The organism is Mucilaginibacter puniceus (assembly GCF_054783175.1).
In genome coordinates, this window is record NZ_BAAGRB010000001.1 from 760,199 (window position 1) to 776,476 (window position 16,278).

13 protein-coding genes are annotated in these 16,278 nt (G+C 37.4%); all 13 read left to right on the plus strand.

Annotated elements, in window-relative coordinates; translation table 11 throughout:
- Positions 1-26: 26 nt before the first annotated feature.
- The 13 genes from rpoC (at position 27) to fcl (ending at position 16,253) form a co-directional block, all read left to right on the plus strand.
- Positions 27-4,316: a DNA-directed RNA polymerase subunit beta' gene (gene rpoC / locus ACYVJ6_RS03625; protein WP_460692661.1), complete on the plus strand. Its 4,290-nt coding sequence runs from the start codon at positions 27-29 to the stop codon at positions 4,314-4,316.
- 120 nt (positions 4,317-4,436) lie between these two features.
- Entirely contained in the window at positions 4,437-5,279 is an 843-nt protein-coding gene (locus tag ACYVJ6_RS03630; RefSeq protein WP_460692662.1) for an NAD-dependent epimerase/dehydratase family protein, read from the plus strand.
- Complete coding sequence (locus tag ACYVJ6_RS03635) at positions 5,258-6,235, plus strand: ATP-grasp domain-containing protein (RefSeq protein ID WP_460692663.1); 978 nt, start codon at positions 5,258-5,260, stop codon at positions 6,233-6,235. Before ACYVJ6_RS03630 ends, ACYVJ6_RS03635 begins: the two co-directional genes overlap by 22 nt.
- Entirely contained in the window at positions 6,236-6,868 is a 633-nt protein-coding gene (locus tag ACYVJ6_RS03640) for an HAD family hydrolase (RefSeq protein ID WP_460692664.1), read from the plus strand.
- Position 6,869: 1 nt separating this feature from the next.
- Positions 6,870-7,499 carry an acetyltransferase gene (locus tag ACYVJ6_RS03645; RefSeq protein WP_460692665.1) on the plus strand — a complete coding sequence of 210 codons (630 nt, stop codon included), beginning with the start codon at positions 6,870-6,872 and terminating at the stop codon, positions 7,497-7,499.
- Positions 7,499-8,623, plus strand: coding sequence for a dTDP-4-amino-4,6-dideoxygalactose transaminase (gene rffA / locus ACYVJ6_RS03650; protein ID WP_460692666.1), 1,125 nt, complete (start codon positions 7,499-7,501; stop codon positions 8,621-8,623). The genes ACYVJ6_RS03645 and rffA overlap by 1 nt, the downstream gene beginning before the upstream one ends.
- A complete protein-coding gene (locus ACYVJ6_RS03655; RefSeq protein ID WP_460692667.1) occupies positions 8,620-9,981 on the plus strand; it encodes a lipopolysaccharide biosynthesis protein in 1,362 nt (453 codons plus the stop codon). The genes rffA and ACYVJ6_RS03655 overlap by 4 nt, the downstream gene beginning before the upstream one ends.
- A complete protein-coding gene (locus tag ACYVJ6_RS03660; RefSeq protein ID WP_460692668.1) occupies positions 9,962-11,278 on the plus strand; it encodes a glycosyltransferase in 1,317 nt (438 codons plus the stop codon). Before ACYVJ6_RS03655 ends, ACYVJ6_RS03660 begins: the two co-directional genes overlap by 20 nt.
- 83 nt (positions 11,279-11,361) lie before the next feature.
- Positions 11,362-11,673 (plus strand): DUF3467 domain-containing protein, encoded by a 312-nt coding sequence (locus ACYVJ6_RS03665; RefSeq protein ID WP_460692669.1) that lies wholly within the window; start codon positions 11,362-11,364, stop codon positions 11,671-11,673.
- Between the two features lie 89 nt (positions 11,674-11,762).
- Positions 11,763-12,737, plus strand: a complete 975-nt coding sequence (locus ACYVJ6_RS03670; RefSeq protein ID WP_460692670.1) for a bifunctional heptose 7-phosphate kinase/heptose 1-phosphate adenyltransferase — start codon at positions 11,763-11,765, stop codon at positions 12,735-12,737.
- A gap of 63 nt (positions 12,738-12,800) precedes the next feature.
- Positions 12,801-14,147, plus strand: a complete 1,347-nt coding sequence (locus ACYVJ6_RS03675; RefSeq protein ID WP_460692671.1) for an undecaprenyl-phosphate glucose phosphotransferase — start codon at positions 12,801-12,803, stop codon at positions 14,145-14,147.
- Positions 14,148-14,208: 61 nt separating this feature from the next.
- Positions 14,209-15,324 carry a GDP-mannose 4,6-dehydratase gene (gmd, locus tag ACYVJ6_RS03680; protein ID WP_460692672.1) on the plus strand — a complete coding sequence of 372 codons (1,116 nt, stop codon included), beginning with the start codon at positions 14,209-14,211 and terminating at the stop codon, positions 15,322-15,324.
- Positions 15,324-16,253, plus strand: coding sequence for a GDP-L-fucose synthase (gene fcl / locus ACYVJ6_RS03685; protein ID WP_460692673.1), 930 nt, complete (start codon positions 15,324-15,326; stop codon positions 16,251-16,253). Before gmd ends, fcl begins: the two co-directional genes overlap by 1 nt.
- The last annotated feature ends 25 nt before the right edge of the window (positions 16,254-16,278 follow it).

Consider the following 16,278-nt stretch of genomic DNA (forward strand, 5'->3'; position numbering starts at 1 on the left):
TTCACACATTAAAAAACAAGGAGACTATGTCTTACAAAAAGGATAATAAAATCAAAAGTAATTTTACCACGATTACGATCAGTTTAGCTTCTCCGGAATCTATACTGGAGCGTTCAAGCGGTGAAGTTTTAAAACCGGAAACCATCAACTACAGGACCTATAAACCTGAGCGCGATGGTTTATTCTGCGAGCGTATTTTTGGTCCGGTTAAAGATTACGAATGTCATTGCGGTAAATACAAACGTATCCGTTACAAGGGTATCGTGTGCGACCGTTGCGGTGTTGAAGTAACTGAAAAGAAAGTACGTCGTGAGCGTATGGGCCACATTAACCTGGTTGTTCCGGTTGCTCATATCTGGTATTTCCGTTCATTACCTAACAAAATTGGTTACCTGTTGGGCTTACCTACCAAAAGGCTTGACCTGATCATATATTATGAAAGATATGTGGTTATACAAGCCGGTATTAAAGAAGCTGATGGTATCAACAAAATGGACTTCCTTACTGAGGAAGAATATTTAGATATTTTGGATACTCTTCCAAAAGAAAACCAGTACCTGGACGATAAAGATCCACAGAAATTTGTAGCCAAAATGGGTGCAGAAGCTTTGGAAGAATTATTGAAACGTATTGACCTGGATGAGTTATCATTCAGCTTACGCCACCAGGCAGCTACCGAGACTTCACAACAACGTAAAAACGAAGCGTTAAAACGCTTACAAGTTGTTGAGGCTTTCCGTGGTGCACAATCACGTATAGAAAACAACCCTGAGTGGATGATCGTTAAGATCGTTCCGGTTATACCACCTGAATTGCGTCCATTGGTACCATTGGAAGGTGGCCGTTTTGCAACTTCAGATCTAAATGACCTTTACCGTCGTGTAATTATCCGTAATAACCGTTTAAAACGTTTGATCGAGATCAAAGCACCTGAGGTGATTTTACGTAACGAAAAACGTATGTTACAGGAAGCTGTAGATTCGTTATTTGATAACTCACGTAAAGTTAACGCGGTTAAAACTGAAGGTAACCGTGCTTTAAAATCTCTTTCAGATATTCTGAAAGGTAAACAAGGCCGTTTCCGTCAAAACTTATTGGGTAAACGTGTGGATTATTCGGCACGTTCGGTAATTGTTGTAGGTCCAAACCTGAAACTACACGAGTGTGGTTTACCTAAAGATATGGCTGCCGAGTTGTTTAAACCATTTATCATTCGCAAGATGATTGAGCGTGGTGTGGTTAAAACAGTAAAATCTGCCAAAAAGATAGTTGACCGTAAAGACCCATTAGTTTGGGATATTTTAGAAAATGTATTAAAAGGACACCCGGTATTATTAAACCGTGCACCTACGTTGCACCGTTTAGGTATCCAGTCTTTCCAGCCAAAATTGGTTGAGGGTAAAGCTATCCAGTTACACCCATTAACCTGTACCGCGTTTAACGCGGATTTTGACGGTGACCAGATGGCTGTACACGTACCACTAGGTAACGCGGCAATTTTGGAAGCCCAGGTTTTGATGCTGGCATCACACAATATTTTAAACCCTGCTAACGGTACGCCTATTACAGTACCATCACAGGATATGGTGCTTGGTTTGTACTACATAACCAAAGGCCGTAAAACTGATGCTGACCGCGTTGTAAAAGGCGAAGGCTTAACTTTCTACTCTGCCGAAGAGGTGATTATCGCTTATAACGAGCGTAAATTAGACTTACACGCGTTTATTAAAGTAAAAGCATTAGTTAAAGAGCGTGACGGAAGCATTGTGAATAAAATTATTGATACCACGGTAGGCCGCGTATTGTTTAACCAACACGTACCGGAAGAAGTAGGTTATATAAATGAGCTATTAACCAAAAAATCATTACGTGATATTATTGGCGAGGTAGTTAAAAACACAGGTATGGCACGCGCGGCCCAGTTCCTTGACGATATTAAGGAGTTAGGTTTCAAAATGGCATTCCAGGGTGGTTTATCATTTAACTTAAAAGACATCAATATCCCTGCTGAAAAAGTTACACTTATTGCACAAGCTTCTAAACAAGTTGAAGAAGTAATGGGTAACTACAACATGGGTTTCATTACCAACAACGAGCGTTATAACCAAATTATCGATATCTGGACACGTATCAACAACCGCTTAACCGCGAATGTGATGGACATCCTGAGCAACGATAACCAGGGCTTTAACTCGGTTTACATGATGTTGGATTCTGGAGCACGTGGTTCAAAAGAGCAGATCCGTCAGCTTGCAGGTATGCGTGGTTTGATGGCTAAGCCTCAAAAATCAGGTTCAGGTGGCGAGATCATTGAAAACCCTATCCTTTCAAACTTTAAAGAAGGTTTGTCAGTATTAGAGTACTTTATCTCAACCCACGGTGCACGTAAAGGTTTGGCGGATACAGCGTTGAAAACGGCGGATGCGGGTTACTTAACCCGTCGTTTACATGACGTAGCGCAGGATATGATTGTTGGTGAGGTTGATTGCGGAACATTAAGAGGTATTTTCACTACCGCGTTAAAGGATAACGAGGATATTGTTGAGCCATTATATGACCGTATTTTGGGCCGTACCACTCTTCATGATGTTCATGACCCTATTACTAATGAATTATTAGTAACTGCCGGCGAAGATATCACTGAAGAAATTGCTAAAAATATTGAGAATTCGCCTTTAGAAGGTATTGAAATACGTTCGGTATTAACTTGCGAAAGCAAACGTGGCGTATGTGCTTTATGCTATGGCCGTAACCTTGCCAGCGGTAAACGCGTGCAAAAAGGCGAGGCTGTTGGTGTAATTGCTGCACAGTCTATCGGTGAGCCGGGTACACAGTTAACACTACGTACATTCCACGTGGGTGGTACCGCATCAAACATCGCGGCCGAGTCACAGATCAACGCTAAATTTGAAGGTATTATTGAATTTGAAAACGTTCGTACTGTATCTTACAAAACCGCTGAAGAAGGTGATGTTGATGTAGTATTAGGCCGTTCAGGCGAGTTCCGTATAGTTGAAGAAGGAAGCAACAAAGTAATTGTTACCAATAATATTCCATACGGTTCATACCTGTATGTAAAAGATGGCAGCAAAATATCAAAAGGCGACCGTATCTGTTCATGGGATCCATATAATGCGGTTATTATATCTGAATTTGCTGGTAAGGCACAGTTTGAAGCTGTATTAGAGGGCATCACTTTCCGTGAAGAATCTGACGAGCAAACCGGTCACCGCGAAAAAGTAATTATTGATACCCGCGATAAAACCAAAAATCCATCTATACAAGTAATTGATGGTAAAGGCAACGTTATCAAAGGATATAACATCCCGGTAGGGGCACACATAGCTGTTGATGAAGGCGAAAAACTTCAAACCGGACAGATCATCGCTAAAATACCTCGTTCATCAGGTAAAACACGAGATATTACAGGTGGTTTACCACGTGTAACCGAGTTGTTTGAAGCACGTAACCCATCTAACCCGGCAGTTGTTACCGAAATTGATGGTGTTGTAACCTTAGGCGGTGTTAAACGTGGTAACCGTGAAATGACCATCGAATCAAAAGATGGCCAGATCAAGAAATACCTGGTTCCATTGTCAAAACACATCCTGGTACAGGATAATGACTTTGTAAAAGCAGGTATGCCATTGTCTGACGGTTCTATCTCTCCGGCTGATATCCTGGCTATTAAAGGCCCGGCCGCAGTACAGGAGTACTTAGTAAATGGTATACAAGAGGTTTACCGTTTACAAGGTGTGAAAATAAATGATAAGCACTTTGAGGTTATTGTTCACCAAATGATGCAAAAAGTATCAATTGAGGATGCAGGCGATACCCGTTTCTTAGAGCGCGAATCTGTTGACAGCTGGGATTTCATGCTGGAAAATGACGACATCTTTGACAAAAAGGTTGTTGTTGATCCGGGAGATTCAGAAACGCTTAAAGCAGGCCAGATATTATCAGTAAGAAGGTTACGTGACGAAAACTCAATTTTAAAACGTAAAGATTTAAAATTAGTTGAAGTACGTGATGCTATTGCAGCAACTTCAAGTCCGATACTGCAAGGTATCACCAGAGCGTCATTAGGTACTAAATCGTTTATCTCTGCCGCATCGTTCCAGGAAACTACCAAGGTTCTGAACGAAGCAGCTATAGCAGGTAAAAAGGATCTAATGCTTGGACTGAAAGAAAACGTTATTGTTGGTCACTTAATTCCGTCAGGAACAGGTTTACGCGAGTACGAAAATATCCGCGTAGGTTCTCAGGAAGAATTTGATCGCTTAATGGCTTCAAAATCTGAAGAAGTAGAAGCGTAAGCCATACTCAAATATTAATTTTAACAAAGCCTTCCCGTAAAACGGAAGGCTTTGTTATTTTAGGGGTATTGTATAATCGAGTTTTTAGGTAAATTAAGGCAGTACAATTCAACCGGCTAAATGACAATTTTAATTACAGGTGTTTATGGTTTTTTAGGATCGCGATTAGCAGAAAAACTGGTGGAAAAGCACCACGTAATTGGCCTATATAATAAAAACACCAAACCACTTGCAAGTAATAATATCACTGTTTATAATAACCTTGATGATGTAGGCATCATTCCTGATGTAATTGTAGTATGCCATGCCGCCGTTTCCTCAGGCAACCACAAGGAAGAGAGCGATGTGCTTTTTAATGCAAATGTGAAATTTACCGAAAAGGTAATTAGCAAGTTCCCTGATGCAAAACTCATCTACATTTCATCGGTATCAGTTTTTGAGAATGATGGAAATGTGATAACTGAAAATACTGTCGATAAACCTCAAACTGAATATGCCCAATCAAAACTGGTCGGCGAAAAATTGGCCATGAAAAATCCCGGTAATTACGTAATCAGGTTATCATCGTTGTACGGAAAAGGGATGAAAGAGAATACCCTGATACCTAATTATTGCAATCAGGCGCTGCAAAGCAAAACCATACAAGTATGGGGCAATGGCGGCAGATATCAAAATTATATATATATTGAGGACGCTATCAATTTGATAGAAAAGGCTATTGCATGTAAATCAATAATTAATTTCCCACTTTTAGGTGTTGCTAATAAAGAATATACCAATACTGAAGTGGCAGGAATAATTGCTGGCTTAACTGGTGCAGAAATAGCATACACAGGTGAAGATAATTCGACATCTGTTTATTATGATAATGATTTAACACGAAGTGCATTAGGTTGGAGTACTGCTACAAATTTGGCAGACGGACTAAAGGAATATATTGAATGGAAAGAAAAACAATATTAGTTACCGGTATTGGAGGTAATGTTGCACAGGGAGCCTTGCGTAATATATTATCCTTAAACCTGGATATTGATATTATCGGGGTTGATATTTCGGCATTTACCGCGGGCAACCACTTATGCAACCGTACTTATGTTGTGCCGTATGCTTACCACGAGCAGTATATCCCTATCATTAAAGAAATTATCGAAAAGGAGAAAGTCGATGTAGTTATCCCAACTACTGATTATGAGGTTTATTATTTAGCCTTAAATAAGGCGGCGTTAAACACCACTATAGCAGCCAGCGATGCTGATACCGCTAAAATCTATCTGGATAAATATTTAACTTATTTACATCATCATCAATTACAAATTTCATTCGCACAATCGTGGCTGCCAAGCGAGTATAAAAATAACGTAGACAATATTATTGTAAAGCCGCGAGAAGGCAGAGCATCAAAAAATATACATATAAACCCTTCCAACCCGCAAAGTTTTTCTGATGAGTATGTTATACAGCCCCTGCATAAAGGTATTGAAATAACAACCGCGTTTTATGTAAAGCGCGATGGTACCCTGCATGGCCTGTTTACTATGGAAAGGGAATTAGCCAACGGCGCTACTTCAAAATCAATCACCACTAATAAGTACGATGCGGAGTTGGGAAAGATCATCAATAAAATGATAGCCAGTAAGGGATTGTATGGTAGTATCAATCTGCAATCCATAGTAAATGATGAGGGAACTATTATACCATTTGAAGTTAATTGCCGTATATCGGGCACTAACTCTATCCGCCATAACCTGGGTTTTCGGGACGTGGTTTATACCGTCCAGGAATATTTGCTAAACCGGCAGCCCGAACCTATAAATGCTATTGAAGGTGTTGCGGTAAGGATGCTATGTGATGTAATATATCCTAATGCAACCAGTACAGATCAGCTAAATAATAACGCCTCGCCATATATACTATATTAAATGAAATATTTACTATTAGATGTAGCCGGTACTATATTACACAAACCCGCCCTGTTTACCAAAATGCAGGGGGTGTTAACCAGTCACGGGCATGTGATAGCTTTAAATAAACTAAAATACAATCATAAATTATTGTCAGAAAGTATAATATTTCCTGACAGGACATACAGTGAATTTTATAGGAGCTTTAACGCCGAGCTACTTTACTCTGTTGGGATTATCCCTACGGACATGATATTGAACGAAATATTTGAAGCATGTTCATACCTGCCCTGGGAAAAGTTTGATGATACAGAGGCCCTAAAAGCCATTAATATCCCAACAGGTATTTTATCAAATTTTAACTCATCTCTTAAACAACAACTAACTCAATTATTCGGTCCCATTTTTTCGGATATCTTTGTTTCAGAAGAAATGGGCGTGGCTAAACCGTCTGTTGAGTTTTATAAACTCGCCCTTGATAAAATAAATGTTGATACAAAGGATATACTATATATTGGCGATTCGTTTAAATTAGATATGGAACCGGCTATGCAGTTGGGCATTAAATCGTATGTAATTGATAGGGATAATTTTTATCAAAACAGCCCCCATACGATTACATCGTTGTTTGATATTGAAGATTTAATATAAGATGAAGATATTAGGTATAATAGGCGCAGGCGACTTAGGGCAGCAAATAGCACATTATGCTATAGCAGACGGGCATTATACCGAGGTGGTTTTTTTTGATGATTTTACCAAATCCATTAAAATTAATGGACATGAAGTTATAGGCAAATTATCAGCTATTAACGGAGCTTATGCTGATAAACAGTTTGATGAGTTAATTATAGCCATAGGCTATAAGCATTTAAAAATACGAAAGGAACTATATCAACAATTTGCAGGTACAATAGCTTTTGGTAAAATAGTGCATTCATCGTCCTGGGTTGATTATTCAGCAACAATAGAAGATGGGTGCGTTATTTACCCACGTTGTGCTATTGATGCTAAATCGACCATAAAAGCTAACACTATATTAAATATAGGTTGTACCATTGCGCATGATACGGTTATAGGCAGCCATTGCTTTTTATCGCCACGGGTGGCAATAGCCGGTTTTGTGAATGTGGAGGAGCAATGCATAATCGGTATTAACAGTACGATTATAGATAATATAAATATTAAGCAAAATACCCAAATAGGTGGCGGCGCAGTTGTAATAAAAACCATAGAAAGTAGCGGGCTATATGCAGGTAACCCCGCTAAGTTTATTAAATAATGATACCATTTAACAAACCATTTTTAACGGGTAAAGAAACGGCTTATATTACCGAGGCGGTACAGTCGGGCAAAATATCCGGTAATGGAATGTTTACGCAAAAATGCCATGAGTTTTTTCAAACCAAATATGGTATGAAAAAATGCCTGCTCACTACATCATGTACCGACGCGTTAGAGATGTGTGCCATGCTGATCAATTGCGGGCCCGGAGACGAAGTAATTGTGCCTTCATATACCTTTGTATCATCCGCATTGGCATTTGTGCGCCAGGGGGCAAAGGTAGTATTTGCTGATTCGCAAACGGATAGCCCTAATATTGATGTAGCACAACTGGAATTATTAATTAACAATAACACAAAAGCCATAGTAGTGGTGCATTATGCGGGTATAGCGGTGGATATGGACGCGATTATGAAATTGGCTACTCAACATAATTTGGTGGTTATTGAAGATGCCGCCCAATCAATAGACTCGTATTATAAAGATAAACCATTGGGAAGCATAGGCCATTTAGCCGCATTCTCCTTCCACGAAACCAAGAATGTAATATCAGGCGAAGGCGGACTGTTGGCTATTAATGACGAAAAATATATTAAACGAGCGGAGATCATTTGGGAAAAAGGCACCAACCGAGCATCATTTTTCAGAGGTGAGGTAGACAAATACAGTTGGGTTGATACGGGCTCATCGTTTTTGCCTTCAGAGGTTATTGCGGCCTTTTTATATGCACAGTTGGAGCAGTTGGATAGGATACAAACCCGAAGAAAACAAATATGGAATAAATACTATGATGGGCTACTGGCACAATCTAATTTGGGGGCGTTTAAGTTACCGGTTATCCCTACTTATGCTACTAACAATGCCCACATGTTTTATTTGGTTTGTAATAATATTGGAGAGCGAAGCGATTTAATAGAACATTTAAAACGCGATGGCATTTGGAGCGTGTTTCATTACTTGAGCCTGCATAAAAGCGAATATTATAAGGACAAGCATGACGGCCGGATTTTAGCTAATGCTGACAGATTTGAGAGTTGCCTTGTCAGGTTACCATTCTATTTTGAATTAACAGATAAGCAACTTGATAAAATAATACAATCAGTTATTTCTTTTTATAAATGATCAAATCCGGCATAAATAAATTACAAACATATTTTAGCCGGGGGCATACACGTAGCCTTCAAGCCAAAATAAACGTTACAGGAGGATTTTTGCTTAAAGGATTAGGGGTGTTATTAAGCATGCTTATTGTACCCATGACCATAAATTATATATCGCCTAATGAATACGGGGTATGGATAGCCCTTTCATCTGCAATTTTATGGCTTAGCTTTTTTGATATTGGTTTTGGTAATGGCTTGCGCAACAAATTTGTTGAAGCCATTGCACACGGTAATAAAGAATTGGCAAAAATATATGTAAGCACAACTTACGCCATACTGACTATAATAATTAGTATAGTTTGGGTGGTTGCCTTTATCGGATCTTACTACGTTAACTGGGCCAGCTTTTTAAATGCACCCCCAAATATGTCAAATGATTTGATCAAAGTGGTTTTAATTGTGCTGACAACCTTTGCGCTTCAATTTATTTTAGGGCTTATAACTACTATTTTAAATGCCTTGCAAAAATCAGTAATGGCGTCATTGTACAATACGGTAAGCCAAATATTAGTGCTAATTGGAATTGCCATTTTAACCAAAACTACACAAGGCTCATTGGTATATTTAGGTTTGTTAATGGGTGGTGTAAACGTGTTTGTTTTAATTGTATTTTCTATATGGTTTTATACGCATGATTTGAAAGAATATTTGCCCGGGTTAAAGTATGTCAAATTCGCCTATGCAAAAGATTTGATGGGGTTGGGTTTAAAGTTTTTTTTGATCCAGATAATTGCCTTGGTTTATTATGAAACCAATAACATTATTATTATAAAAATATTAAGCCCGGCCAGTGTATCAGTGTATAATGTTGGCTATAAGTACATGTCGGTTATTGGCATGTTTTTTTCCATAATAATAACCCCGTTTTGGAGTGCTTTTGCCGAAGCGCAGGCATTAAATGATTATCGATGGATGAAAAATGTAACCAGGAAATTAAGATTAATAACCTTGGCAATTGCAGCAGGGGCATTGGTATTAGTTGCTGTGTCGCCATTTATTTATAAAATTTGGTTGCATCAAATGATAGTTATTCCATTTACTTTGACGCTATTATTAGGTGTTTGGCAGATTTTTCATATCTGGAACACCTTACATTCTACTTTGATTTATGGTATAGGTAAAATTAAATTGCAATTAATAGGTTCGTTATTTGTTGGTATGATAAATTTACCCATAGCTATTTATTTTTGCAGCAGATGGCAATTAAACGGAATTGTATTTTCTCAAATTTTAATGTCGGCTTCTATATCATGGATAGGGGCGATACAGTTAAATAAGTTACTAAATAAATCGGCCCATGGCATCTGGGACAGATAAGCTAAAAATATTACTCATATCCAGCAGCAGCCCGTCTGATTATTCACCCCGGATGGTGTTGGATATGGCGCAAGCTATTAAAGCTGGCGGACACCACATTGATCTGCTTTTAAAATATCCCATAAAAGACCAAACAGTTAACACGTTATCCGTATTACCAAAACGATACACTCTATTGGAAACGCTTACTTACCAGATAAGAAGGCGATTACGTAAAATGAGGAAAATATTAAATTTGGATAAAGGCACCCCCGATTTTAATTATTATTTTAATAATAATTATACCAATGACGAAAGCCGGCCATCAGTAAATCCGAAGTTGATTTTAAGACAGATAAAAATTCAGTACGACCTGGTATTGGTATTTTTTTGGAAGGACATGATCACTGCAAAAACGCTCCAGGAAATATATAACAAGTTGCATGTGCCTATTTTTTTGATAGTTGCAGATATGTTCCCGATGACGGGGGGCTGCAGCTATTTTTGGGATTGCCGCAATTTTGAAACAGCTTGCGGTAAATGCCCGGCGTTAAAGTCGGATAACGAATACGATTTTACACGAAAAGCATTTTTATACAAAAAGCAGGTTTATAATAATATCAACTGCGTTTTTTTAGGCAATACCTGGATGCATAACTATGCCGAAAAAAGTAAATTATTTAAACATATAGATACTATATACCCGGTAATAAATGAAAATATATTTAAGCCACAGGATAAAAAGAAACTAAAACACAGCCATGGTTTAGCCGATAAAATTGTTTTATTTATAGGTTCGGTACATGTAACGGAAGAACGAAAAGGTTTTAAGTACCTGGTAGATGCCTTGCATATATTATATAAAAATGCGCCGCATTTAAGTAATGATGTGGTTTTGATAATTGCGGGGCTATCCAGCGTTGATCTGCAATCTTTTTTTGATTTTAAAGTAATACAGGCAGGTAGTTTACCTTATAATAAACTGGCCGAGTATTATGCTATGGTTGATGTTTATTTAAGCGGGTCAATTCAGGATGCCGGGCCGATGATGATAAACCAGGCCCTAATGTGCGGAACACCAGTGGTAGCTTTTAATATAGGCACCGCTTGCGATTTAATAAATAGCACCACCGGATATTTGGCAAAATACCTGGATGCCAATGATTTTAGTGATGGTATTTTTAAGCTGATCAATTTAAATGATGACGAAAAAAGCAGCATGTCTGCCCAATGCCGCCAGGTTGGGTTAGATACATCTTCCTATAAAGCATTTGAAAATCAGATAACTAAAGTGTATAAAAAAATATCAAATAATTAATTACAGATACGGTAATTTGAGCTAAAAAGCATTAATTTTAACAAAGCCTTCCTCAAAACAGAAGGCTTTGTTATTTTAGCATTATGGAAGAAGAAAACGAACATCAGTTAAGCATTGAACTTTCTGAGGAAATAGCCGAAGGTACTTATTCAAACCTGGCTATAATTACTCACTCCACTTCAGAGTTTGTAATTGATTTTATACGCGTGGTACCAGGTGTGCCCAAAGCAAAAGTAAAATCAAGAATAATATTAACGCCGGAACATGCTAAACGTTTAGTAGCAGCATTGGAAGAAAATATAGAAAAGTTTGAAACTGCAAACGGAATAGTTAAAATGCAACAAGGGCCAACGGGATTCCCTATGAATTTTGGTGGTACTATGGGTCAGGCTTGATCTAATAACAGTTTGTCGTTAAGTATTCTAAATTATCAGCTACAATAGCGATATTTGCGGCTATTAACTTTACTTTGTTGTCATAACAAATGCCATTATTCACACTTCCGGATCATAACAAAGCAAGAATTTGTGTAATAGGGGATATGATGCTTGACCATTATATAAATGGTTTATGCGAGCGTATTTCGCCTGAGGCGCCGGTGCAAATAGTTGATGTAAAGGAAGATGTTTACAGTTTAGGCGGGGCAGGCAATGTGCTAAGAAACTTAAAGGCATTTGGCTGCGATGCCTCAATTATCACCATAAGTGGCAATGACGATGCCAATCCGATTGTATTAAGCGAGCTTGAAAAAATTAAACCGGCCTTTTATCATTTGGTGAAAGACAGCGAACGCCGCACTACAATTAAAAGTCGTGTAATTGTAAACCGCCATCAACTAATAAGATTAGATAAAGAGGATAAATTTAATTGTAGCAACAATATAGCCGACGAGATACTCCAGTTTTTAAAATCAAACATTACAGAAATTGATATAGTAATATTATCAGATTATTGCAAAGGCGTATTAAGCCCATACCTAATAAAGGGTATAATAAATTTATGTGCTGATAATAAAATCCCAACTGTTGTTGATTCAAAATATAAAGACTTATCAAAATATTACGGTGCTACATTGATCAAACCTAATAAGAAGGAAGCTGCCTTAGCATCAGGTATTAACATTGTAGATGATAGCACGTTGGAGCAAGCCTGCAAAAAAATTGCAGAAGTTACAGGTGCCCCAATAGTGGTTGTAACATTATCAGAAGATGGTATAGCTATTTATCATCAAAATAAATTAACCAAAAAGCCAACAAAAGCAATTGATATTTTTGATGTAACAGGTGCCGGCGATACTGTTATTGCGGCATTAGCTTTTGCTTTGGCCAATAACCTATCCATATCAGAAGCATGTGATTTTGCAAACAGCGCGGCCGCCATTGTTGTAGCTAAATTTGGCAGTGCGGTTGCAACACTTGATGAAATAAATAATCTAAATAACCTAAATAGCAGTAGTTAGCATACAATGGTATATAGGTACGCTACTTTTATAAAAGCCATCAATCTTTCAATTGATTATATCATGCTAAATATTAGCATGATTATAGCCTATGTATTAGTTGATCGTAAGTACAACTGGGCTGATGAAAGTAAATACCTGCCTGTAATGTTGGTATTTAATTTAGTGTGGCTATTATCCACCAATATTACCGGTTTATACGAGCGTGTATTAAACAGAGATTCTATTCGTACTTATCAGTCGTTTTTTAAAACCTATCTGCTGTTTGTATCATTTATATGTTTTATCATTCTTACGGCAATTGGTGCGCAAACCTATCTAATTACACGTGCTTACCTATTTTATTCACTTGTTTTATTCGGATTATTAGTTGGTATATGGAAACTGATATTTTTGGCTATACGAAAGAGCAACCGAAACCTATTAATGGATTCCAGATCCATCATTATAGTTGGTTCGGGACGTGTAGGACAGGATATTTTTGAGTATTTTGAACATTATAAACACAGCGGCTATAAAGTTTTAGGTTTTTTTGATGATAAGGCTGCCCGTGTTGCTGATATAGGTTTATACTTAGGCAGTATAGATGATTGTATTAGTTACGTGCTTGAAAATAATGTAGACGAAATTTTTTGTGCGCTTCCGGTATCTCAATCTGATAAAATAGAACAATTAATGTTAGATGCAGACAAACATTTAATACGTTTTAAAATCATACCCGAGTATTATATTAATTCTAAAAAAAGGTCAATGGTGGTGCAAAATTTTGACCACATTCCTGTAATATCTATACGATCCGAACCGCTGGAAAATATGTTTAACCGGATGATAAAACGACTGTTTGATATTGTTTTCTCATTGTTTGTGATCATATTTATCATTAGCTGGCTTTTTCCTATTTTGGCTATTCTAATAAAGTTAGAATCAAAAGGCCCTATATTTTTTGTTCAGAAACGTTCGGGCAAAAACAATGTTCCATTTAAATGTTATAAATTTAGAAGCATGCGCGTAAATCTCGATGCCGATAAAAAGCAAGCAGTTAAAGGAGATAAAAGAATTACCAAGATAGGCGCATTTATAAGAAGAACCAGTTTGGACGAGTTTCCACAATTTTTTAATGTATTAATTGGAAATATGTCTGTAGTAGGCCCCCGGCCGCATATGCTTAGCCATACTGAAGAGTATTCACGACTGATTGATAAGTTTATGGTTAGGCACTTTTTAAAGCCTGGCATAACAGGATGGGCTCAAACCAATGGCATGAGGGGTGAAACTAAAACTACTGAACACATTTTACAACGTGTTGAAGCAGATGTATATTATCTTGAAAATTGGTCTTTTTTATTAGATATGAAGATTATATTTCTAACTTTTTGGAATGTTGTAAAGGGCGATGATAATGCATTTTAATATTTTTATAACCTCAATAAATAATCTAATTTTACTCCAAATCAGATTACGTATATAATACATGAAAAAAATAGCGCTTATAACAGGTATCACCGGACAAGATGGAGCGTATCTGGCAGAGTTATTACTGTCAAAAGGATATGAAGTACACGGTATAAAGCGTCGTAGTTCATTATTTAATACCGATAGGATAGACCATTTATATCAGGATCCGCACGACACCAACAAGAATTTAATTTTACATTATGGCGATCTAAGTGACAGCACTAACCTAATACGTATTGTACAACAGGTACAACCAGATGAAATATATAATTTAGGTGCTATGTCTCACGTTAAGGTGAGTTTTGATACTCCTGAGTATACAGCTAACGCTGATGGTATAGGTACATTAAGGATATTGGAAGCTGTACGTATACTGGGGTTAACTAAGAAAACCAAAATATACCAGGCATCCACATCTGAACTTTATGGTTTAGTACAAGCTGTACCTCAAAGTGAAACTACCCCGTTTTATCCACGCTCGCCATATGCTGTGGCAAAAATGTATGCCTACTGGATAACCGTAAACTATCGGGAAGCGTATAATATGTACGCTTGCAACGGCATATTATTTAACCATGAAAGCCCGTTACGTGGCGAAACATTCGTGACCCGAAAAATCACCAGGGGGGTAGCTAAAATAGCAATGGGATTACAAGATAAGTTATACTTGGGTAATTTAGATGCACAGCGCGACTGGGGACATGCGAAAGATTATGTGGAAGCAATGTACCTGATATTACAGCAAGAAACACCTGAAGATTTTGTAATTGCCACTGGCGTAACTACACGCGTTCGTGAATTTGTAAGAATGGCATTTGCAGAGACAGGAATTGAGATTGAATTTAAAGGCGAAGGTGTAAATGAGAAAGGAATAGTTATAGCATGTAAAAATCCCGAATATCAGATAGAAATAGGAAAAGACGTAATAAATGTAGATCCACAATATTTTAGGCCAACTGAAGTTGATTTGTTAATTGGCGATCCAACAAAATGCAATCAGAAGTTGGGCTGGAAGCCTAAATATGACTTGCAGGGATTAGTGAGAGAAATGGTAGCTGCTGATTTAAATCTTTTTGAAAAAGAAAGGCTTTTAAAAAACTCAGGTTATACCATCAAGAACCAGTTTGAATAATGAATAGAGATTCAAAAATCTACATTGCCGGTCATAGGGGGATGGTTGGTTCTGCTATACATCGTAAACTTATAAATGAAGGGTTTAATAATATAGTAGTGCGTACATCTACCGAGCTGGATCTGCGCAACCAACAGGCAGTTGCTAATTTTTTTGAAACAGAAAAGCCTGAATATGTTTTTTTAGCAGCTGCTAAAGTAGGCGGAATTGTAGCAAATAATACATACCGTGCAGAGTTTTTATATGAAAACTTGCAGATACAAAATAATGTTATTCATAATTCTTATTTAAATGGTGTAACTAAATTATTGTTTTTAGGGTCAAGTTGTATTTATCCAAAAATGGCCCCGCAGCCACTTAAAGAAGAATATTTGCTTACAGGTTTACTTGAAGAAACCAATGAACCTTATGCTATAGCAAAAATTGCGGGTATAAAGATGTGCGATGCTTACAGGGCACAGTATGGATGTAATTATATTTCAGTAATGCCTACAAATTTGTATGGTTATAATGACAATTATCATCCGCAAAACTCACATGTATTACCGGCATTAATAAGAAGGTTTCATGAAGCTAAAGAGCAAAATGCTACTGCTGTAACTATTTGGGGAAGCGGTACACCTAAACGTGAATTTTTATTTGCTGATGATATGGCCGAGGCTTGTTATTATTTAATGCAAAATTATGATGAGGCAGGACTAATTAACATTGGCACAGGTCAGGATTTATCAATAAAAGAATTAGCATTATTGGTGAAGAGAATAATTGGCTATGATGGAGAAATTGAATTTGATGTCTCTAAACCTGATGGTACACCACGAAAATTAATGGATGTAAGTAAATTACATAGTAAAGGTTGGAAACATACTGTTGAGTTAGAAGAAGGCATTAAATTGGCTTATAATGATTTTTTAACAAACAATAATTAATACAAGCTGTTGACGCAACTGGTTT